General features: G+C 45.6%; 14 protein-coding genes, 1 tRNA gene and 1 pseudogene. 5 read left to right on the forward strand and 11 right to left on the reverse strand.

What is annotated here, in order from left to right:
- Positions 1-3 precede the first annotated feature (3 nt).
- From AC3WS5_RS11560 to AC3WS5_RS11575, 4 genes are all read right to left on the reverse strand, one after another.
- A complete protein-coding gene (locus AC3WS5_RS11560; protein WP_492467536.1) occupies positions 4-3168 on the reverse strand; it encodes a SusC/RagA family TonB-linked outer membrane protein in 3165 nt (1054 codons plus the stop codon).
- A gap of 101 nt (positions 3169-3269) precedes the next feature.
- On the reverse strand, positions 3270-4307 hold the full coding sequence (locus AC3WS5_RS11565) for a FecR family protein (protein WP_492467537.1): 1038 nt from the start codon (positions 4305-4307) through the stop codon (positions 3270-3272).
- Between the two features lie 52 nt (positions 4308-4359).
- Positions 4360-4938: an RNA polymerase sigma factor gene (locus AC3WS5_RS11570; protein WP_492467538.1), complete on the reverse strand. Its 579-nt coding sequence runs from the start codon at positions 4936-4938 to the stop codon at positions 4360-4362.
- A gap of 253 nt (positions 4939-5191) precedes the next feature.
- On the reverse strand, positions 5192-5725 hold the full coding sequence (locus AC3WS5_RS11575; protein ID WP_492467539.1) for a GNAT family N-acetyltransferase: 534 nt from the start codon (positions 5723-5725) through the stop codon (positions 5192-5194).
- Between the two features lie 155 nt (positions 5726-5880).
- Here AC3WS5_RS11575 and AC3WS5_RS11580 point away from each other — a divergent pair, with 155 nt between their 5' ends.
- On the forward strand, positions 5881-7323 hold the full coding sequence (locus AC3WS5_RS11580) for a DUF5723 family protein (protein WP_492467540.1): 1443 nt from the start codon (positions 5881-5883) through the stop codon (positions 7321-7323).
- A gap of 50 nt (positions 7324-7373) precedes the next feature.
- Here the strand turns inward: AC3WS5_RS11580 and AC3WS5_RS11585 are convergent, their stop codons facing one another.
- On the reverse strand, positions 7374-8564 hold the full coding sequence (locus AC3WS5_RS11585; RefSeq protein ID WP_492467541.1) for a pyridoxal phosphate-dependent aminotransferase: 1191 nt from the start codon (positions 8562-8564) through the stop codon (positions 7374-7376).
- Positions 8565-8835: 271 nt separating this feature from the next.
- Between AC3WS5_RS11585 and secDF the strand changes: the two genes are divergently transcribed.
- From secDF to AC3WS5_RS11600, 3 genes are all read left to right on the forward strand, one after another.
- On the forward strand, positions 8836-11958 hold the full coding sequence (gene secDF / locus AC3WS5_RS11590; RefSeq protein ID WP_492467542.1) for a protein translocase subunit SecDF: 3123 nt from the start codon (positions 8836-8838) through the stop codon (positions 11956-11958).
- Between the two features lie 164 nt (positions 11959-12122).
- Positions 12123-13385 carry an MFS transporter gene (locus AC3WS5_RS11595; RefSeq protein WP_492467543.1) on the forward strand — a complete coding sequence of 421 codons (1263 nt, stop codon included), beginning with the start codon at positions 12123-12125 and terminating at the stop codon, positions 13383-13385.
- 14 nt (positions 13386-13399) lie between these two features.
- Positions 13400-14467: an NAD(P)/FAD-dependent oxidoreductase gene (locus AC3WS5_RS11600; RefSeq protein ID WP_492467544.1), complete on the forward strand. Its 1068-nt coding sequence runs from the start codon at positions 13400-13402 to the stop codon at positions 14465-14467.
- Here the strand turns inward: AC3WS5_RS11600 and AC3WS5_RS11605 are convergent.
- The 5 genes from AC3WS5_RS11605 to AC3WS5_RS11625 form a co-directional block, all read right to left on the reverse strand.
- A complete protein-coding gene (locus AC3WS5_RS11605) occupies positions 14461-15108 on the reverse strand; it encodes a phosphoribosylanthranilate isomerase (protein WP_492467545.1) in 648 nt (215 codons plus the stop codon). The genes AC3WS5_RS11600 and AC3WS5_RS11605 overlap by 7 nt on opposite strands.
- 4 nt (positions 15109-15112) lie before the next feature.
- Positions 15113-15907, reverse strand: a complete 795-nt coding sequence (trpC, locus tag AC3WS5_RS11610; protein ID WP_492467546.1) for an indole-3-glycerol phosphate synthase TrpC — start codon at positions 15905-15907, stop codon at positions 15113-15115.
- Positions 15908-15913: 6 nt separating this feature from the next.
- Positions 15914-16909, reverse strand: coding sequence for an anthranilate phosphoribosyltransferase (trpD, locus tag AC3WS5_RS11615; RefSeq protein ID WP_492467547.1), 996 nt, complete (start codon positions 16907-16909; stop codon positions 15914-15916).
- Positions 16910-16959: 50 nt separating this feature from the next.
- Positions 16960-17529, reverse strand: a complete 570-nt coding sequence (locus tag AC3WS5_RS11620; protein ID WP_492467548.1) for an anthranilate synthase component II — start codon at positions 17527-17529, stop codon at positions 16960-16962.
- Positions 17530-17649: 120 nt separating this feature from the next.
- Positions 17650-19068, reverse strand: a complete 1419-nt coding sequence (locus AC3WS5_RS11625; protein ID WP_492467549.1) for an anthranilate synthase component I family protein — start codon at positions 19066-19068, stop codon at positions 17650-17652.
- Positions 19069-19493: 425 nt separating this feature from the next.
- On the opposite strand from AC3WS5_RS11625, the gene AC3WS5_RS11630 reads away from it, so the two are divergent.
- Positions 19494-19570 (forward strand) — tRNA-Arg (locus AC3WS5_RS11630).
- A gap of 580 nt (positions 19571-20150) precedes the next feature.
- On the opposite strand, the pseudogene AC3WS5_RS11635 reads toward AC3WS5_RS11630, so the two are convergent.
- Positions 20151-21080 (reverse strand): annotated as a pseudogene (locus tag AC3WS5_RS11635) (recombinase family protein); the annotation flags it as partial.
- Positions 21081-21214 lie beyond the last annotated feature (134 nt).

Genomic DNA, 21214 nt, shown 5'->3' on the forward strand with positions numbered 1-21214 from the left:
GATTTAAAAATTTAAGATCAGGTTAGCTCCGTACATTATATTAGGCGGCAGCGCTCCATTTTCAATACCCTGGCCATTACCTGATGTTGATGTTGATTCTGGATCTATGCCTCTCGGCGTTTTCCTGTATAGAATGGCCAGATTGCGGCCGACCAAAGAAACGCGGGCATTTTTAATATAACCGGATGTCCAGCGCTGCGCAGGAAGCTGATGACCCAATGAGGCTTCCCTAAGCTTTATATACGATGCATCGAACAAGGCGAATTCAGCATAGTTCGGTCTGGCATACTCATAGTTTTGAGGCGACATAAAACGGTTATTGGGCTGACCGTTTTGGAAATATGCGTCCCATTTGGCGCCTCCTGTCAGTTCGGAGCCCGACTCTCCAAATATGATGGCATGTTTATAGTAATCATCTCGCCCATTCAATGTTTCAGCGATTACGCCATTCACAAGCATCCTGGAATAGGAACCCGAGTACAACATCCCACCCATTTTTGCATCGATCAATATGCCAAGATCAAATCCCTTGAAAGAAAATGTATTACTAAACCCTCCGATCCAACGTGGCTGTGCGGTCCCGAATGCCTTATCATTGTCTTTTATTAACAATCCGCCGCCATCTGCAATTAACATTCTGCCCAAATCATCCCTCTTCACGCCCAGGCCTCTTAGATACCCATAGGGTTTTCCTACTTCAGCGAAAACATAAATAAAACTGGAATTATTATTCAGCTGAAAGCGGGGCACACCCTCGACGAGTGACTCCACCCTGGAGTTGTTCTTACTATAGTTCAGGCCGGTCGTCCAGGAAAAACGCTTTCCTTTGATCACTTCTCCGGACAGGCTCAATTCGGTGCCCCAGTTCCTGATTTTACCTGCATTGTAAACCCTGGTTTTGTATCCACTGGATGCCGGCAACTGCGCCGTTATTATTTGATTTGTCGTATGCCCATCATAATAAGTAGCATCCAGGGTAATCCTGTTCCTAAATAGCCGAAGGTTAAGTCCGGTTTCAAAAGAGCCTGTTTTCTCCGGTTTCAGATCCGGGTTCGGCCTCACGGTCGACAGTGAAGCAATGGGAGTCTCATCCCAAAAACCATCAAACGTGAAGGTCTCCTGAAGTCTGTATGGATCGGTGTCATTCCCCACAACAGCATAGGATGCCCTTAGCTTTGCATAGCTCAGGGTGCTGCTTTTTATTTTTAGCAGATCAGTTAAAATAAGGCTTGATCCGGCAGACCAATAGAAGTAGGAATTATGGCTGGCCGGTAGTGTGGATGACCAGTCGTTTCGCCCGGTAAGATCAAGGTATAAGGAATTCTTATATCCCAAAGAAGCTGCACCAAAGGCTGAGTTTATTTTCTTCCGCCTTATGTACTGGTCATTCACCGGAGTTTCTTTCGCATTAGAAATATTTATCTTATCTGGCTCCAACAATGAGTTCACACGTTGCTGACGACGCTCAAATCCCGAAGAAAAGCTTGTTGCGCCTGTATTCACCAGCAATGAAAAATCCTTACCCAACTTTTGATTAAGTGTCAGAATCCCTTCCAGGTTATAATTTTCCTGCTTACTATTGAATAACCTCAGAAATCCATCCGGATTGCTCGCAATGACGGAACCTTTGTTATTAAACTCGAATCCATCCCACCAGTAAAGATCCGTTCCTAACCGGCCGGTGAATTTTAATGCTTTCGAAATGGTGATTGTAGGACTGAATAACGCAATGATCCTGTCTTTTGAGTCCTTGTTTTTATTTTCGTTAATGACCCAATAAGGATTGCTAAAATTCCTGTGTGTTCCGATTTCTTTACCAGTATTTTCGTCCTTGTACGGAATCAATTCCGACAACTCGGTGCTCCGTGCCATATGCGCGTAAAGCTGAGTTGGATTTCTGCCATTGGCATTTGAGTATTGTCGGTTATTAACAATATCTTTTATATAATTGATCTTTGTATCAAAACTTAAGACCTTGCTCAATGTATTCTGCAGACGGAAATTTATATTATGTCTGTTTGACAAATTAAAACCCTTTACCACGCTATTGCCGTTCACATTGGTATAGGAAAGCCTGTAGTTAGTACTTTTATTGCCTCCTTCTGCAGCAACTGTACTGGTGATCAGCGCTGCTGTTGAATAAAAATCCTTGACGTTATCCGGATGTGGCAGATACGGTTTTAATTCACCATTGATTGCATTATAAGGCTGCCCAAGCATTGGTGATCCCCAACTTCTGTAGTTCCGGGTTGCGTCGGGGATCCGGTATTGATTATCTATGTAAAAGCTTGTACCAACGCCGTAAGCATTCTGGTACTCGGGGAACTCAGATAATTTCTGGAACATGGAATTAATGCTAGCACTAATATTCGCCCTGCCGTCCGTTGACCGACCCTTTTTGGTCGTAATCAGAATAACGCCATTCGCAGCCCTGGAGCCATAAAGAGCTGATGCGTTAGGCCCCTTTAACACCTGGATGTCAGCGATGTCTGCTGGATTTATATCAGCAGCATTATTTCCATAATCAATACTGCCTGCATCGCCCGGCTCATTGTCAATTGGCACACCATCAACAACAAACAAAGGCTGGTTATTACCCGTAATTGAACTGTTTCCCCGTATTACGATCCTGGCCGATCCCGTATTGAATCCGGGGGGAATTACTTGAAGGCCCGCTACTTTGCCCGACAGAGCACTCAGCACATTCGGCGTCGGGTTTTCATTAAGTGAAGCCGGATCCACTCCCTGTTGACTGTAGGTCAGCGATTTTACGGCCCTTGGAACACTCAGCGCAGATACAACAACACTATCAAATGCAACCGAAACGGGTGAAAGTCTGACGAGTACATTGTTACCATCGCCTTCCTTAACCGCAAAGTTCTCCAGTTGATAAGGTTCGTACCCTATATGTGAAAACGCAATATGTAATCGAGCGCCAGCGGGTATTCCGCTCAGCCTGAAAATTCCCTGAACATTGGTAACTGCAGATCTGTCGTAAGCGGAATCCAAACTGATTCCCTGCACAGTCACACCGGAGATTGGTTCTCCTTCCATTGTGGTAACGGTACCTACAACCACCTGGCCGGTTTGTGCAAATAAGAACGTCGATTTAGTCGTTAACAGTATAAAGACAAAAAAATACGTTCTCCATCGAGTTAAAATAAGCATAGTATTCAGTTTACTGTTCATTTAAGTATTCTGGTTTTACGATCCTCGTGCTGTCATTTGCCTGCGTCCGCAGATTGGTACAGTTCTTTCCCTTAGCCCACTTAGCGGGGTGAGAACATCTGGATCTGGCTGGCAGCACGAATAAAAATCTGATTATCCTTTTTCTCCAGCCTAAGGCCATTCATGTTCGCGATTAATGCCAGCACTGTTTGAAGTTGGTCGGTTGGCAGTACCTTGCCCGTAAAGTAGATTCCTTCGATTTCATCTTTTTTATAGGTTATCGGGATATCATACCTCGCGCTAAGAATATCAAATACCTTACTGAGGCTATCATTCACAAAATTTATTTCCCCATAAGACCGGAGATCACCTCTGACAGTCTTCTTCGGTTGAATAGCGTTCAGTTTACCGGTCGCGTTCCCTGTATGTTCAATCTTATATTGCTGAGTAAAAATATTCCAGAGAAAAACTTCTCCGGCTTTCAGCTTTACTTCTGCAAGGGCGCTATTTGGGTATTTTATAGAGACTTTTCCTTCAATCAGATTTACGCGGATCCTTTCTTTTGATGTCGTCACCCGAAACTTAGTCCCGGTGGCAATGGTCTGAACATCGCCCGACTCAACCGTGAACGGATACTGTTTGTTGGCGTGTACGGTGAAAGCAGCGGTACCAACCAATTTGACCGACCTGTTCATTAAAAATGCCGCTTGATCAAACTCGATTGAACTACCCGGGTCTAATTCAACTGTAGAATGGTCCGGCAGATTATACCCCCTCAAGTAACCGGAAAGATTTTTAATATGTCTGACCGTATTAGCAGTATTATTCAGAGAAATTTGTTCCTCCGATTGCGAGTCATGCCGCCATTCACTCTTCCAGAATAGGTGAAGACTCAGTGACACGACAATTAGAATAGCAGCCGCAGATAGCCAGCGTAATGCAGCCTTGCCGATAAAATATCTAAGGTTGTTTTTTTTGAGGCCATCCGAGGTTTCACCTTCAAACGAACCGTAATAGAATGCCTCCAGGTCATCTCGCAGTTCTTCACTATGATCAAGCAAATCCAGCAGTTCTTTCAGCTCTGACTCACTGATGTTACCCTGCCAGAATTTATCGATAAGATGACCCCTGTTATCCATAATTTACTTAAAAACGACAGAAAGTAAAAAAAGGGGGGGTAGGGCCGGATTATCAAATTGTTACCAGAACAAAGTTGCTTAACTGCACTAAATAGAGCAGGATTCGCGGAAATTTATTGAAGTTTTTCCGGATAAATTTTACAGAGGATGCGACGTATTCTTTAATGGTATGCGGGGAAATGTTCATCATTTCGGCAGCTTCCTGATAGGTCTTGCCCTGAAGTTTGCATAATTCTATAGCCAGCCTTTTCCTTTCAGGTAATTTGGCGATGGTATCGCGTAGGATCTGCTGATAATCGGCTCCATCGACCTGTTCTTCGTTTGAATGCGCATTTGCAATCGACATGGAACTCAAAAGCAATTTTTGCTTTACAGCAAATCTTAAATAATCTATAGAACTGTTATAGCTAACCCGGAACATCCATGACTTCATTTGGGCAAAATCCTGAAAATTCCGTTTCTCTTTCAGTAGTTTTACAAACACGTCCTGTAAAATATCTTTCGCTTCATCTTCATCGTGAACAATTTTCAAGATATTTTGGTAAACCGGTTTGTAAAAGTACTTATAGACCGAATCAAAGGCAGTAGGCTCACCGGATATAAATCGTATCAACAGTGCTTCATCTAACATAGCCCGCAAAACTAGGGCCGAAAGTCAAACACATTGTTAAGGGAATAATAACTGAGCATTAATAAATTGTATCCATGGCGTGAATTTCCGGCCCTGGCCTCAGCCGTAAAACAACATGACGATTACAATAAAATAAAAATACCTGAGCATCAACTTCAATTCAAAAATTTGCAATTTTATAATATATAAACAACCAACCCTCGTGTGGCTACATTTTAATGATATCAGGCAGTAGCACAAACACTGGGTTTTATCAATCCAACACTTTCTCCAGCACAGCAAATTCAAGTGGTTGCAGATGCCGGCCGCTGACTGCATCTTCAATGAAGGGCTTTCGGATTCCCGTGTCCTCAAACCCGTGCCTTACATACCAGGCGATCAATTCTTTCCTTGCAGAGATGACGGTCATGTACACAGACCGGCAGCCCAGCGATCGTGCATATTCGTCTGAGGCCTGTAAAAGTTTCTTTCCGATACCCGCGTTCTGCTGATCGGGGCGCACACTGAGCATTCCCAGGTACAACCTGTCGCCTTGCTGCTGAAGGTTTACACATCCCAGCATATTCCCCGCCGTATATTTCAAAAAGACAGAATCCGGTTGCAGGATCAGTTGCCTGACTTCCTCCTCTACGGTCCGGGTCTCTCCACCAATCAGCTCCGCTTCTGTCGTCCAGCCCTGCCGGGAAACATCACCCCGATAGGCGTTGTTAAGCAGTTTAGTTAAAAGGTGAATATCTGCCTCTACCGCGAAGGATATCTCTTCCTGCGTAAATACAAAATCGTTCATCAATAATCTCTATTTGTCAAGAATACGCCCAAAAGTAAACGAAAATTGGAAGGCAGACACCTTCCAATAATGCTCAACCCCGCACCTGTCTCCATTTTCCTTTATTTTTGACGGAAGGTATTATTTCACTCCCGGTGTCTAAATCAAAAAAAACAATGAAATCCCTGATCCAGCTTAAACCATTCAGATACGTTTTGCTCCTGCTCTTTCTGTTCGCCGGTACTATTTCTTCTTTTGCGCAGGAACTGGGTGGTATCCAGACCGGTAACTACGCCGGGGCCCTAGACCTGTACGGTAACCCGGCTAAAATGGCTGGCAGCCGCTACAGGTTCAGCCTGATCCTGCCGTTTATTGTGCAGGCCGACGTCCAGAATAACCAGGCTTCCTATGGCCTGAAGGACCTGACCCGAGCCTTTAAACCCGATTCCGTGTTCAGCGACCTGACCCATAACCCTGGCACTCTGAACGCCACGGGGCTGCTTCAACTCTACCTGCCGACCCTGATGTACAGACTGAACGAAAAACACACCGTCGCCATTGGCGCCAGAAGCCGCGTGCTGGGGAATATTTCCAATTTCGATAATAAACTGGCCAATCAGTTGCTGAATAACCAGGTAGGTAACCAGGATTTACCGTATCACCTTGACCTGGCAGGCGACCAGCGATTAGCGATCCATGGCTGGAATGAAATCGCGGGCAGTTACTCCGGCGTACTGATAGATCAGGGCAAACACCTACTAAAGGCGGGAATCACGCTGAAGTATTTAGGTGGTGCGGCCAGCCGTGGAATCGCTCTAGAGAACCTGAAAGCCACGTTAGACGCAAACAGTCTGGTGGGCGACGCGTGGTTAACCAACGCCTCGGGTAGGCTGGATATCACTACCGGCGGCAGTGATAACCTCAAGGGACTGTTAGAAAAACCGCTCCGGACGGTCACCACTTTCAAAGGATCAGGCTTTGGGGCAGATCTGGGCCTGATCTATGCCTGGCAACCAGCCAAGACGGGAGACGTTCGCTCCGGTTGGAATGATGAGGAAAACCCCTACGCCCTCAGGATCGGACTAGCGTTGACGGATATCGGGCGTATCAGCTACTGGAAAGACATTCAACGCAGCGGAGGCTATGATTTGCATATCGCCGCGAATCGACGGTTTTATTTGTCGGAAATTCAGTCAATCGACTCGATCCGGTCTGTACTAGACCGGCACCCGGATTTTTTTACACCATTGGCCAATCATGCGGCCACCCGTTACAATGTGGCACTCCCCGCTACGTTAAGCGCGGATGCAGATGTCCACCTGCATCGCGGGTTTTTTGTCAACCTCCAGGGAAGAATCAACCTGGCCAACCGGAATAAAACAGTGAACGCTGGTTATCCTTCAACCATTGCCCTTACTCCACGTTGGGAAAACCGGCATTTTGGCGTATATGTTCCCTTAAGTTATAATGATATCGGTCGAACGAGAGCAGGTTTATCGCTCCGCCTGGGACCTGTCGTAGCCGGTAGTTACAGCATTTTATCTAACACCTTGGGGAAGACTGGTCAGGCTGACGTCTTTTTTGGCGTCGTGACTGGGTTTTTTCCGAAAAAGAAATAGCTTCACACACTGGAATTAAAAAAATATCACCGGTTGTAGAAAAACTATCGTCAATTCAGTTTTGCCAGAGCATTTTTTATTCTATCCCAGGCTTTTTCGATATTCTCCAGGCTGTTGGCATAGGAAAAACGCACACAGTTCGGCTCACCAAAAGCGGCGCCCATCACGGATGACACATGAGCCTTGTTGAGCAGGTACATGCACAAGTCTGCCGAATTCTGGATAACGGTCTCGCCGTCTTTCTTTCCATAATAAGAACTCATATCCGGGAACACATAAAATGCGCCTTCGGGTTCATTGCAGTGAATGCCTGGAATTTCCTTCAATAATTCCAACACCCTTTTCCGCCTTCTGGCAAATTCTTTGGTCATTTCCAGGCTGGGTGTAATGTCGGTCGTCAGCGCCGTAACTGCTGCCTTCTGCGCGATGGAACAGGTAGCGCTGGTGATCTGCCCCTGCAGTTTTTCCATAGCCTTCGCGATCTCAATATTTGAGGCCGTATAACCGATCCGCCAGCCAGTCATGGCAAAACCCTTACTCAGCCCATTGACAAGAATCACCCGATCTTTCAATTCATCAAAACTGGCGATACTTGCATGGCTGCCGACATAGTTGATATATTCATAAATCTCATCTGCAATAATAACGATCTGCGGATGTTTCTTAAATACTTCTGCCAGACCAGCAAGTTCTTCGAGGCTGTAAACGGCCCCGGACGGATTACAGGGTGATGAGAACAGGAAAGCTTTGGTCTTCGGCGTGATAGCCGCTGCCAGTTCAGCAGGCGATATCTTAAATCCGTTTTCCACGGTCGACCTGATCTCTACGACTTTAGCACGTGCGATTTTCACCAGCTCGCTGTATGTTACCCAATAGGGAGTGGGAATAATAACTTCTTCGTCATCATCAGCCACAGCAAGGATCGCGTTGGCGAGGCTTTGTTTGGCGCCCGTGGATACGACAATATTTGCCGGTTCATAATCCAGGTTGTTATCTCTTTTCAGCTTCGTGCAAACCGCTTCGCGAACATCGGGCAGTCCGGGTACGGGGGTATAATGGCTCCAGTTATCCTGGACAGCCTTTATGGCCGCCTGTTTGATATGTTCAGGTGTATTAAAATCGGGTTCACCCAGGCTCAGATCAATGACATCTATTCCCTGGGACCTTAATTCACGGCCCAGCTTTGCCATTTTAAGGGTTTCGGGTTCGCTAAAACGCTGTAAAAGAGAAGATAAGGACATTGTTTATGTTTTAAATGCTAAATTAAATCGGCCCGAAATTACTAAAAGAACACAGATTCTGCATTGGGCCGACCACTTATTTCCTAATTTCATAAAAGTCACCGAGACCCCCCGCATGTTGAAACGCCGCTGCAGGCGGCAAAAAGGCAGACCCGGGAAGTAAGAATCCGTGATAATCCACCCAAATCCCACGTATATAATTGTATTCAATACCTTATCTTTGCAGCCTTTAAAAACGGGTGAAATCCCGAAGAATAAACTATCAATACGTATGCAACTCAAAGGCTTGATCAGATTTTTCACAATCTTACTAATTGTTTACTCGGTTTACCAGCTTTCCTTTACCTGGTTCGTTCGCAACCATGAGAAAAAACTGGAGAAATCCGCCCATAGTTTTGTTGCTGCCAACTACCCTGCTGCTGCCACAAAATATGCATCTAACAAAGACTCTCAGGATCTCTATCAGGTGATGCTGGATGAGGCTTACCGCGAGAGGCTGAGCCGGCTGAAGGACAGCACCAAAGATGAGACTATAACCTACGGTATTACCGGGCCGATCAGTTATCAGAAAGCCAAGGAAGAGGAACTGAACCTCGGTCTTGACCTTCAAGGAGGTATGAATGTGACGATGGAGGTGGAAATGAGCGGGTTATTAAGGACCCTGGCGAATAACTCCAAGGATCCCAATTTCGTTGCTGCACTGAATAACGCAGACCAAAGAAAAGCCAACAGCGATGCGAATTTTGTGCGATTGTTTGTGGAAGAATTCCGGAAATTGAGCCCCAATACCAGGCTGGCCACTTTATTTGCAACGGCTAACCGGGATGAACTGAAAGTAACCGATAGTGATGACAAAGTAATTCGCTTTCTGAATCAACAGGCAAAGACTGCTTTTGAAAACACAGCGAGACTGATCACAACCCGTATTGATAAGTTTGGTGTGGCCCAGCCCAATATCAACTCTGATCCTGAAAAACAAATTATTACGGTAGAGCTTCCGGGTATTCAGGACAAAGAAAGGGTGAGAAAAAACCTTCAGGCTTCTGCCAATCTGCAGTTCTGGGAAGTGTATAATATTTCCGAAATCTGGCCAAGCATTCAAAAGGCTGATGAGGTGTTTTCTACCCTTCACGGTGCAAAGTCATCCCATGATACTACGGCAAAGGCCGTAGCTGCAACGCCGGCGGATTCCTCAAAGGCTGCCAAAACGGATACTTCCAATTTGCAGGAGCAACTGAAGCAACTCGCCAGCGGTGAACAGAAAAGTACGCAGGCGGCCGCTGCCACAGCAACAAACCAGGAAAGCGAAGCTAAAAAACATTTATACGGATGGATCGGATTTTCGGCTGATCAGCAAGGCAGGCTTTTCGATAACGGTCGCATTGGGCGCGTGATGATCAACGACACTGCAGAAGTTAGAAAATTCCTGGAAACCCCGGCTATCCGCGCGCAATTCGCTTCTGATATTGCCTGGATGTACGGCATTCCTGAGAAAAAATCACCATTTGTTGAATTATACGCTATCAAAACTTTTGGCCGTGATAAGGCGAAGCTGGAAGGTGAAACCGTGACCAATGCCGGCTTTGATTTTGACCGTACCGGTAAAACCAATGTAACACTTGAAATGAATAGTGTTGGAGCCCGGATATGGGCCGAAATGACCCGTGCGAACAAGGGGCGTTATATTGCCATCGTGGTGGATAATACCGTGTACAGTGCACCTGTGGTCAACGAACCGATTGAAGGCGGAAGGTCAAGCATTTCGGGAAACTTTACTACAGAGGAAGCGCGCGACCTGGCCAATATTCTGAAGATTGGTAAATTGCCTGCACCAGCAAAAATTGTGCAGGAGCAGACGGTTGGGCCAACACTCGGGCAGGCAGCCATCACCGGAGGTATAACCTCGTTCATAATTTCTTTCATCGTCATCTTTGCCCTGATGCTCATTTATTACAATACGAGCGGATGGATCGCAAACATTGCCTTGATACTGAACCTGCTTTTCACCATCGGAGTCTTAGCAGGATTGGGCGCTTCTCTCACTGCGCCTGGTATTGCGGGTCTGGTGTTGACGATTGGTATGGCGGTGGACAGCAACGTAATTATCTATGAAAGAATTAAAGAGGAATTACGAAGGGGCAAAGGATATCTTTCGGCAATACATGATGGTTATCATCGTTCGTTGCCGCCAGTGCTCGACGGACACGTTACTACGCTGATCACAGCCTTCATCCTGTATTACTTTGGACTGGGACCGGTAAAGGGATTCGCTACAACTCAGATACTGGGTCTGTTGCTGTCCCTGTTTTGTGGAATCCTGGTAAGCCGCTGGATTACCGATTGGTTCACTGATAAGAACAGGCACCTGAATTACTTCAGTAAGGTGAGCAACACCATCGTGAAGAAATCACATTTCAAATTCATCGAGTTCAGGAAAAAGGCCTATATTATTTCTATAGTTGTAGTTCTGCTGGCATTGGGAACGATGTTTAATGGGTTTGATTACGGCGTGGAGTTCGAAGGTGGACGTAGTTACCGGATCGAATTTGGTAAAAAAGTGGATGTTGAAAAAGTACGCGATGACCTTAAGAAAACGTTTGAAGGAGAAAGTCCGGTCATTAAAACAGTAGGTGATGCCGCCACGCTGGATATTACCACATCCTACCTGATCCACGATCCCAGGGCTGAAGTGGCAGACTCGCTGGTATTCCTGAAATTATACCAGGGATTGAAGCCCCACCTGCCGGCCAATACGAATTTTGAAAAATTTGACAGTGATTTCAAATCTGGTTCTAAGAAAGTACTACCCACGATTTCGGACGACTTGAAGAAGGGGGCGGTTAAAGCGACAATATTCGCCATATTCGCCATCTTCCTGTACATCTTCCTGAGGTTCCGGAACTGGCGATATTCATTGGGTACGATATTCTCACTGGTACATGATGCGCTGATCATGCTGATCGTTTTCTCGTATGCCAGAAGGCTCAACCTGCCGTTCCCGCTGGAAATTGATCAGCATTTTATAGCTGCAATCCTGACTGTACTTGGATTCTCCATGAATGATACCGTGGTGATCTTTGACAGGATCCGGGAAGACGTCCGGCTATATCCCACCATGGATCAGAAGGCACTCGTGAATAAGGCTATTAACGAAACCCTGAGTCGAACCATCATGACCTCATTAACCGTATTCCTGACTGTACTGATCCTGTTCATTTTTGGTGGTGAAGTAACCCGCGGTTTTGCTTTCGCGATGTTGATCGGGGTGATCACGGGTATTTATTCCACGGTATTTGTGGCAGCTCCGGTACTGGTTGACCTGAAGGGTGGTATTAAACATGAAAAGAAGTATACGGATATCCACGCTTCGAAAATTCAGGCTGAAAAGAAATAAACAAGGTTCGAAATTGTTTAAAAGAGGCTTTCAATAAATGAGAGCCTCTTTTTTTTAAGGCTGTCCACCAAGGCGGACCAGTCCACGACGGCGGGCAGGCCCACTAAGGCGGACTGATACTGCTATTGTAAAATCCCGCCATAGATTTATCTTTGCGCCTGTTCATGACTACAGCTAATTCAGACCAATCGCAGCTCACCAGCGATCCATATGCATCTGTTCGAATACCGGAATACAGGAACCTCATCATGGGCAGGTTCGCATTTGTAGTGTCTTTAAGAATGATCAGTACGCTGGTTGGCTGGTGGATCTACCAGCTTACGAAAGATCCATTGGCCATTGCACTGGTGGGGTTATCTGAGTTTGTGCCTGCTTTTTTCCTGGCCCTCTACTCCGGTCACCGGGTTGATGTCAGCGATAAGAAAAAACTCCTGGTCTCCGGCGTTGCCGGTTACTTTACATTAGTAGTAACTCTATTTTTCATCTCCACATTAAAAACGGGTTCTCCCGGAGACAATAGACATATTGCCTGGATGATCTATGGGGTTTTTGTATTTAATGGCATATTAAGATCGTTCACAGGCCCGGCCATGACAGCCATGGTCGCATTTATTGTCCCGAGGAATCTTTTACAAAACGCTACAACCTGGAACCAGGGCACCTGGCTGGCTGCTTCGGTTACGGGACACGCTACCGCAGGTTTCCTGATCGCACTGATCGGCATCAGTGGCACCTTGCTGGTGGTTTGTGGATTCATATCGCTTGGATTTCTATTCTTCACCTTCCTGAAACCGAAGCCCCCGCAAAACCGTAATACGGAGCAATCAACCTGGCAGAGTGTAGCGGAAGGATTACAATTTGTTTTGCGCACGAAAGCGTTATTCGCAGCCATGACGCTGGATATGTTTGCCGTGCTGTTTGGCGGTGTGGTCGCCATCATCCCTGTATATGCTTCGGATATTTTGAAAATTGGGCCCATGGGGTTTGGATGGCTGAATGCGGCTGTGGATATCGGCGCCATCATCAGTGTAATTTCCCTGACGTATTTTCCACTTCGAAGAAACCAGGGACGAAAGATGTTGCTGGCTGTGGCAGGCTTTGGTCTGTGCATTTTGGTTTTCGGATTCTCCAAACTCTTTTGGCTTTCCTTTGCCGCGCTGGCCATTGGCGGTATGCTTGATGGCGTAAGTGTTGTTATCAGGGGAACAGTGATGCAGCTTCTGACGCCAGACCATATGCGCGGCCGAGTAAGCAGCGTCAGCAGCATGTTTATCATGAGCAGCAATGAGCTGGGTCAGTTTGAAAGTGGCGTTGCAGCACGCCTGTTGGGCGTTGTACCGTCGGTTATTTTTGGCGGACTAATGACTTTGATGGTAGTAACAGGCACATGGATTAAATCGCCCACACTGAGGAAATTTGAGTATTAGTTAAATTCGTTTATATGAATCCAAAAGTTCTTATTGTCGGACAGGGACTTTCAGGAACTTTTCTTTCCTGGTTCCTTTACAGAAACGGAGTTGATTTTGTCGTTATTGACGATAATCAACTTAACAGCTCATCAAAAGTAGCCGCCGGACTGATCAATCCCGTTACTGGTCGCAGGCTGGTGACTGTCTGGATGGATGATATCCTCCTCCCCTTCGCCGAAACATCCTACACGGAGATCGGTAAGTTCATGAACGTAAATGTCATCGAAAAAAAAACGATCCTCGACTTCTTCCCAAACCCCTTCATGAGAGAAGGCTTTCTGAAGCGAATACAAGTTGGTACAAAATACATTGGTCTGATAGATGATCCTGCGTTCATGTCGGAGTTTTTTAACTACGAGTTTGGCTGCGGCACCATAGAACCTGCCTACCTGGTTCATCTGAACGAATTAATCACCAACTGGCGACTTTTTTTACAAAAAGAGAATAGGATCATTGAAACAGCTTTCGATCATTCGATCCTGCATGCTGAAAATAACCGAATTATTTATGGAGAAATCGAAGCGCAAAAAATTGTCTTCTGTGACGGTAAATGGGGCGCTCAGAACCCCTGGTTCGCTCCTTTGCCGTTTGCACTGCACAAAGGAGAATCGCTGCTGGTGGAAATCGAAGGCCTACCCCCTGACTATATTTATAAGAAATCCGCAGCGATCGTTCCTCAGTCAGTACCCGGACAGTTTTGGGTGGGTTCAAATTATATCTGGGATTATGCCGATGAAAATCCCACACAGGCCTTCCACGATACAACGGTCTTAAATCTTCAAAAATGGCTGAAGTTGCCATTCAAAGTTGTGGATCATCGGAGCGCCATTCGACCCGCAACGGTGGAAAGGCGGCCATTTACTGGATTTCATCCTGTCCATTCAAATATCGGTATACTGAACGGCCTTGGTACTAAAGGCTGCTCCCTTGCTCCTTTTTTTGCCAATCAATTGGTAGAAAACATATTAAACGGAACCCCTATTTTGAAAGAAGCAGATGTGGCGCGTTTTAAAAATGTACTGACCAGATCCGTTCAATAACCCAGGTTTGACATGAAAGTTTTTAGCTTCGATATATCTTTAATACCTGGGGCCTTTTCAAAACGGCTATTGAGATCCAGCTGAACTTTTTGAAAGTCGGGATGCTGATCTGTAAAATCCAGGATCATCGTTTCATCACCCGGCCCGATACCACCGCTCAGAAAAAAAGGTTTGCCCGCGGATATATCCGCAAGTACCTTCCAATCGAATTTCTTACCCGAGCCTCCGTACAGACTGGTCTTAGTGTCAAACAGGAACATATCTCCACAATCCAAATAAGGCCTTAGCATTGCTGAAATATTTTCGTCTCCCTGCAGCCTGAAGGCTTTGATAACTTGCACCTCGCCTGACAACTCCCGGCAATAACCAGGACTTTCCTCACCATGAAGCTGCACCAGGTTCAGACCGTAATCCTTAACTGTCTTCGCCACTTTTCCAACTTCTTCGTTAACAAATACACCTACTTTTTGGATGGGTTGCTGATACCCCGCAAGGTCGGCAGCTTTTATTTTGCTAATGACAGTCCGCGGTGATGGTTCATAAAAAATAAATCCGGCATATTGGACACCGAGCCGCACAAGTTCGTCTACCTGAGCCAGGTTGGTCATACCGCAAACTTTCACGGGAATTAGCGTTTTCATTATTTCAGATTTGTGCTTTCAACTTTAGTTCATCCACGAAAGCTTTGAATGCCAGGCCTGTATCGCGTTGCTTCATAAAATATTCACCGATCAGAAAACCTTTGAATCCGTTTTGTCTAAACAAATGGATTGTCTCGACCTTGTCAATACCACTCTCCGCAATTTTTATTTTGGTATCAGGAATCTTCTCAGCCATGCACAAGCTCCTTTCAATATCCACATTGAAAGTCTTCAGGTCCCGGTTGTTTATACCAACATGTGTGACTTCATCACAAACATGACCCAGTTCTTCTTCAGCATGCAGCTCGAGTATCGATTCTAACCCAAGCGAATTTGCTGTTTGAGCAAATTGCCTGACCTCTGTAGGCGTCAGGCAGGCCGCTATTAACAGAATTACATCCGCCCCCAATGATTTAGCCTCCACTATTTGATATTCATCGATGATAAATTCTTTACGAAGGATTGGGATATTGTTCATCCGGGCCGAGAGCAGGTCCTGGTCGGAACCTCCGAAAAAAGTTTCATCCGTAAGAACAGATAGTCCGGCTGCTCCGGACTTAGTATATTCAGCAGTAATCTGGCGAATATCGGCATCCTGTTTGATAAATCCTTTGGAAGGTGATTTGCGTTTGAATTCGGCAATGATGCCAGTGCTGTTTTCGGTCGTCAGTGATGCGGCAAGGGAGCTAACCGGAAGTAAAAAGTTCTGCCGTGCCTCCAGAGCCGCCAGGGGTGTATGTATTCTTCTCTCTGAAATTTCTATTTTCTTTTGTGCTACGATAGTATCCAGGATATTCATGGCAAATCAGGATTGAAGTGATATTAATTTGTTTAAGCTGGCCAGCGCTTTCCCCGACCGGAGACTCTCTCTGGCAGCCGCAAATGCGTCGTCGTATGCCTCAAAACTGCCGGCCACCTGCAGTGCCATCGCGGCGTTTGCCAGGACTACGGCTTCCTGCTCCTGCGTTCCATTGCCCGTAATGATATTCTTAAAGATCCGGGCTGCTTCTTCAATGGTGGAACCCCCAAAAATTGATTCAGGGCTTACTTCCATGCCACCCAGCTCCATCGCGGAGGAAACCCTTTCTCCCTCACGCGTAATAATTTTTGAGTCATCGGTTAGTGATATTTCATCATATCCGTCCAGCGAATGAACGATGGCGAACCCGCCAGGTTGCATTTGCATCAGGTAATTATACAGTCTGGCCATTTCCAGGCTATAAACACCAATAACACTAAAGGAAGGAAATGCAGGGTTTACCAGGGGTCCCAGCATATTGAAGAAGGTCCGCACGCCAAGGTTCTTGCGAATGGGGCCTACATTTTTCAGAGCGGGGTGAAATAATGGCGCGTGCATGAAACAAATATTGGTCTCTTCCAGTTCTTTGTACAAAGCTGCATTATCGTTCTTGAACCGGTAGCCCAGGCTTTCCACTACGTTGGATGCCCCGCTGATCGTAGACGCCCCGTAATTTCCGTGTTTGGTGACTTTAAATCCGGCGCCCGCCACCACAAAACATGCCAGGGTGGAAATATTAAAACTATTCTTCCCATCACCGCCGGTACCGACAATATCGATCGTGTTCAGCCCATTAAAGTTCATCGGCAGACAGAGTTCCAACAATGCATCCTGAAATCCCTGGAGTTCCTGCAGGGTAATACTTCGCATCAGGTACACGGTCATGAACGCCGTGGTTTCATGTTCGTTGTAAACTCCTTTGCCAATGTCGACCAATACCTGCTTGGCTGTTTCTCGATCGAGGGTCTTATGTTCAAATAAGATATTAAGTATCTTTTTCATTTTTTTGATAAAATTAGTTAACTAAAATGCTCATCCGTTTTCCCCCGGCCTCAGGATGCCAGCCAGTTTCGCATGATTTGCTCCCCCAGGGGGGTCAGTACACTTTCGGGGTGAAACTGCACCCCGCGGATGTCATAGGTCCTGTGTCTCAGCGCCATGATCATATCGTTATCATCAACGGCGGTAATTTCTAACTCGGGGGGAAATTCTTCTCTGGAGACGACCCAGGAATGGTAGCGACCGACTTCGAGTCCGGGTGGAAACTGCTTAAAAAGCCTATCATCCTTTTTTACGATGGTACAGTTGGTTGCAACGCCGTGATACACTTTTTCCAGGTTGATGAGTTTTCCGCCAAAAGCTTCGCCAATGGCCTGATGACCGAGACAAACCCCCAATATCGACTTGGTGGCGGCGTACTCACGGATGAGAGGAAGCAAAAGACCTGCTTCGATAGGAATACCAGGACCTGGTGACAGAATGATCTTATCGTACTGGTTGACGTCCTCCAGGGCAATCTTATCGTTTCTCACAACATCCACTTTCTGCCCCAATATTTTTACCACCAGATGGACCAGGTTGTAGGTAAACGAATCATAATTATCAAAAACTAAGAGTCTCATTATTATATTACTTGATATTTAACTATTAATGTCCTTGGGAAAAATTATTTTAGTGATTACATTGAGCCATGCTACATCAAAGAATACGTTTTCAGAATATGACTTATGCTATTAGATTTCTCACTGAATTTTTTCTGCTGCCAGAATAGCTTTTTTGAGTGCACCAAGTTTGTTGTTCACTTCCTGCAATTCATTTTCAGGTATGCTGGCCGCAACTATTCCCGCGCCTGCCTGTGAAATCAGTGTATTATTCCGGCTCAGAAAGGTCCGGATCATAATAGCCTGGTTACAGGAACCATCAAAACCCATAAACCCGACGGCGCCGGCATAATAGCTCCTGGCAGTGGGTTCCAGCGTACTAATCAACTCCATAGCACGAATCTTGGGGGCGCCACTGAGAGTACCGGCAGGAAATGTTTTGCCAAACAATTCAAAAGCGTGGGTATCGGTATTCACGGTGCCGGTCACTTCACTGACGAGGTGTATCACATGTGAATAGGAATGAGTTTCTCTGAAGTGACTGACCTCAACCTGGCTGCAGCCGCGGCTTAGATCATTTCTGGCCAGGTCGACCAGCATAACATGTTCCGCATTTTCCTTTTCATCACTTTGGAGCCGGAGGGTTTCCTGCGCATCTATTTTTTCAATACCCGTACGTTTTACAGTGCCCGCAATCGGGTGAACAGTCGCCTTCTCGTTTTTTATGATGAGTTGGCTCTCGGGTGAGGATCCCATGATCTTATAATCACCATAATCAAAGAAAAACAAATAGGGCGATGGGTTAATATTACGGAGGGTGCGATACACATTGAATTCATCGCCTGTAAAAGGCTGTTCAAATTTCCGGCTGAGGACAATCTGAAATACGTCGCCGCGATGACAATGCGCGATCCCCTTTTTGACTATTTCCCTGTAATCTTCATCGGTCATATTGGAACTTTCTTCACCGTTGCGTTTAAAGGGATAGACCGGAACGTCTTTGCTACGGATCAGCGAGTGAATGAGCTCCACTTCGCTCCTGATGCCATCAATTTTATTTTCACAAAGGAACAGCTCATCTTTGAAGTGATTGATGGCGATGACGTACTGGTACAGACGGTAGCGCATCAGGGGGATTTGATCCGGATCGGCCTTCATAACAGCGGCGGGCAGGTCTTCAAAAAAGCGGATGGCTTCATAACCGGTGTAACCAAAAAGTCCCTGCGCAAAGGCTGCTTCTTTCGATTCCGGTTTAACGGTTTCGAACAGCGCCATATAATCTTTGAGAATATCCGTCACCTTTTGGTTCCTGGCCAGGGGAATTTTTTGGGCGGTCTGTCCGGGTAGTTTCAGGTCGATGCTCTCTCCAGATGTAATTTCCACACCGGCGATAGCGTTGATACCAATAAAAGACCAGTTGTTCTCAGACGCGTTGTAATCGGCGCTTTCCAGCAGGATGGTATCGCGAAACCTATCGCGCAACCGCAGGTAGATACTTACGGGCGTATATACGTCGGCGAGCATTGGCGTGACACTTGTCGTAATTTTCACTTTTTCCATTATAAACAAAATGTTATTTTAACAAAAAACCCCGGAATATCCGGGGTCTGTATATATTTATACTAGTTGACAATAGCTTAGTCACACCCCGGAAGAGTCTGTATGCCACCACCAAAAAGTAAATTGATAATTGTTCATCGGGTGCAAAGATAGGACAGCGCGATTTTAAATCAAAATTTTTTATGATTTTGACTATATTTGCGCTCCCCAGCGGCACTTGGACTTGATCAGGGAATTTGTAAAGGGATGTGTAACTGGTAGGGAGTTTCGAAAATTCCCGATCGCAAAAAGACGGGTTTTGGGCCGGTAGCTCCCCGATATGTATCGGGGCCTGCCCGGATGACGAAGTCGGACGGGGATAGAGCATGGCGCCTAAAGCGCCAAGGTCATTGGTTCTTGTACTTGATTTTTGGAAAAATATTTTTGGTCCGGTAGCTCAGTTGGATAGAGCAACTGCCTTCTAAGCAGTAGGTCATTGGTTCGAATCCAATCCGGATCACCATATGGGACAAGTCAAAATTCAAACGACTTGTCCCATTTTTTTTGGGCTTCAATTCCTTGTCTATTAAGGATATAATGTTGATGATTTCGTTCAATCTTTTGGTTCGATGTTGGCAACCGTCGAATACGAGATTTTCAGGGAACATCGAACCAACTATCTTTCGTTTTAGTTCTACTGTACCTTCTCTATACAATGTATCAAGCTGTGCGATGTTGTTAAACGCCTTGTTCCATAAAGGCTCTACCGTTGTTTGGAAATTTACAGCAGCCTTTAATTTTGCTTCCAGCCGATTGATCTTTTCCTCACATTCAGATTTGATAGCCCGATAATCATCACCTTCAATATCGCCGCACAAAAGCAGTTCCCTTGCTTTTACAACACGGTTGTTGACCTCCTGCAATTGTACCTTCAAATTTTTTTGTTCATCTCTTTCTCCACGTTCTTTTGACTTGTATGTTGACGTAATTACTTCTTTGCACATCTCAAGTCTTGAAAGCGGCCAAACATATTTTTTGATTTCTTCAAACATTTTATCATTCGTGTCTTTTGCTTTGTAACGAACGCCGCAAGCAGAACTGCAATGATAGTAATGGTAATATTGTGTTCTTCCTTTTGATGCACTGGCGGTCAACATTCTTCCGCATTTTGGACAGATTAAGAAGCCTCTCAATGGAATGCTGTCATCGGCTGTAACTTTTGTTCCCAAAATCCGTTTGCGTCCATCCAATACATCCTGAACATCATAAAAGAGTGCTTCAGAGATCAAAGGTTCATGTTGTCCTTTTGCCAACAGGCTTTCTTCTTCTTTGTATTTGGGAATAAATATTAACCCGCAGTATATCGGGTTTCGTATGGCAACCCAAAAGTTATTCTTGCTGCACTTTAATCCTTTTTCTTTTGCTTTCTTCCATACTTGTTCAGTATTGAGCTTACTGCGGGATAGTTCTTCAAACGCCCACTTCATTATATCACCCTGAATATCTTTCGGGGCAATATATTTCTTACCGTTCTCATTAACCTTGTTGGCATAACCAATAGGTGCGGTTCCCATCCAGCGCCCTTCTTTCTTAGCTCTGCGCATCCCATGAAACACATTTAACGCTCTCCGGTCATTCTCTACCTCCGGTGCAGCGAGGTAAAACGCCAGCATCATTTTATTTTCTGGAATGGAGAGATCAAGCGGTTGTTCTACCGCCTGCGGCTCGATACCTAACCGACGAAGGGTACTGATCATTTGATACGCATCTCCTGCGTTACGGCTAAACCTGTCCCATTTAGTAAACAGGATAAGGTCGGTATGCCCTTTGTGTTTCCGTAAATCACCCAATAGTCCTGTCCAAGCCGGTCGTTTGAAAGTCTTAGCTGAATGGTCTTCCAAGATCACTTTCCTAACCCGGATATTGTTGATTTCACAGTATTTCCGCAAACGTTCCTCCTGGTCACGTTGCGAATAGCCTTTATCGGCCTGTTCGTCCGTACTTACCCGTACATAAATGTCTGCTATTTTCATGCTAAAAAATTAAGTGTGGTACTATGTAAAGATAAGAAGAAAAATGAAATTGAACATGGTTTAATAAAATTATCACGTCATAATTTACTAACTTTGATACAGCTTTGTTTAATATTAGAAAACCGACAAGGTTT

It is taken from the genome of Niabella sp. CPT15-335-S11 (assembly GCF_058792415.1).

Excerpts from the sequence above, each read along its gene's own strand:
- AC3WS5_RS11560 (WP_492467536.1), bottom strand. The coding sequence starts at position 3,168 with ATGCTTATTTTAACTCGATGGAGAACGTATTTTTTTGTCTTTATACTG.
- AC3WS5_RS11565 (WP_492467537.1), bottom strand. The coding sequence starts at position 4,307 with ATGGATAACAGGGGTCATCTTATCGATAAATTCTGGCAGGGTAACATC.
- AC3WS5_RS11570 (WP_492467538.1), bottom strand. The coding sequence starts at position 4,938 with ATGTTAGATGAAGCACTGTTGATACGATTTATATCCGGTGAGCCTACT.
- AC3WS5_RS11575 (WP_492467539.1), bottom strand. The coding sequence starts at position 5,725 with ATGAACGATTTTGTATTTACGCAGGAAGAGATATCCTTCGCGGTAGAG.
- AC3WS5_RS11580 (WP_492467540.1), top strand. The coding sequence starts at position 5,881 with ATGAAATCCCTGATCCAGCTTAAACCATTCAGATACGTTTTGCTCCTG.
- AC3WS5_RS11585 (WP_492467541.1), bottom strand. The coding sequence starts at position 8,564 with ATGTCCTTATCTTCTCTTTTACAGCGTTTTAGCGAACCCGAAACCCTT.
- secDF (WP_492467542.1), top strand. The coding sequence starts at position 8,836 with ATGCAACTCAAAGGCTTGATCAGATTTTTCACAATCTTACTAATTGTT.
- AC3WS5_RS11595 (WP_492467543.1), top strand. The coding sequence starts at position 12,123 with ATGACTACAGCTAATTCAGACCAATCGCAGCTCACCAGCGATCCATAT.
- AC3WS5_RS11600 (WP_492467544.1), top strand. The coding sequence starts at position 13,400 with ATGAATCCAAAAGTTCTTATTGTCGGACAGGGACTTTCAGGAACTTTT.
- AC3WS5_RS11605 (WP_492467545.1), bottom strand. The coding sequence starts at position 15,108 with ATGAAAACGCTAATTCCCGTGAAAGTTTGCGGTATGACCAACCTGGCT.
- trpC (WP_492467546.1), bottom strand. The coding sequence starts at position 15,907 with ATGAATATCCTGGATACTATCGTAGCACAAAAGAAAATAGAAATTTCA.
- trpD (WP_492467547.1), bottom strand. The coding sequence starts at position 16,909 with ATGAAAAAGATACTTAATATCTTATTTGAACATAAGACCCTCGATCGA.
- AC3WS5_RS11620 (WP_492467548.1), bottom strand. The coding sequence starts at position 17,529 with ATGAGACTCTTAGTTTTTGATAATTATGATTCGTTTACCTACAACCTG.
- AC3WS5_RS11625 (WP_492467549.1), bottom strand. The coding sequence starts at position 19,068 with ATGGAAAAAGTGAAAATTACGACAAGTGTCACGCCAATGCTCGCCGAC.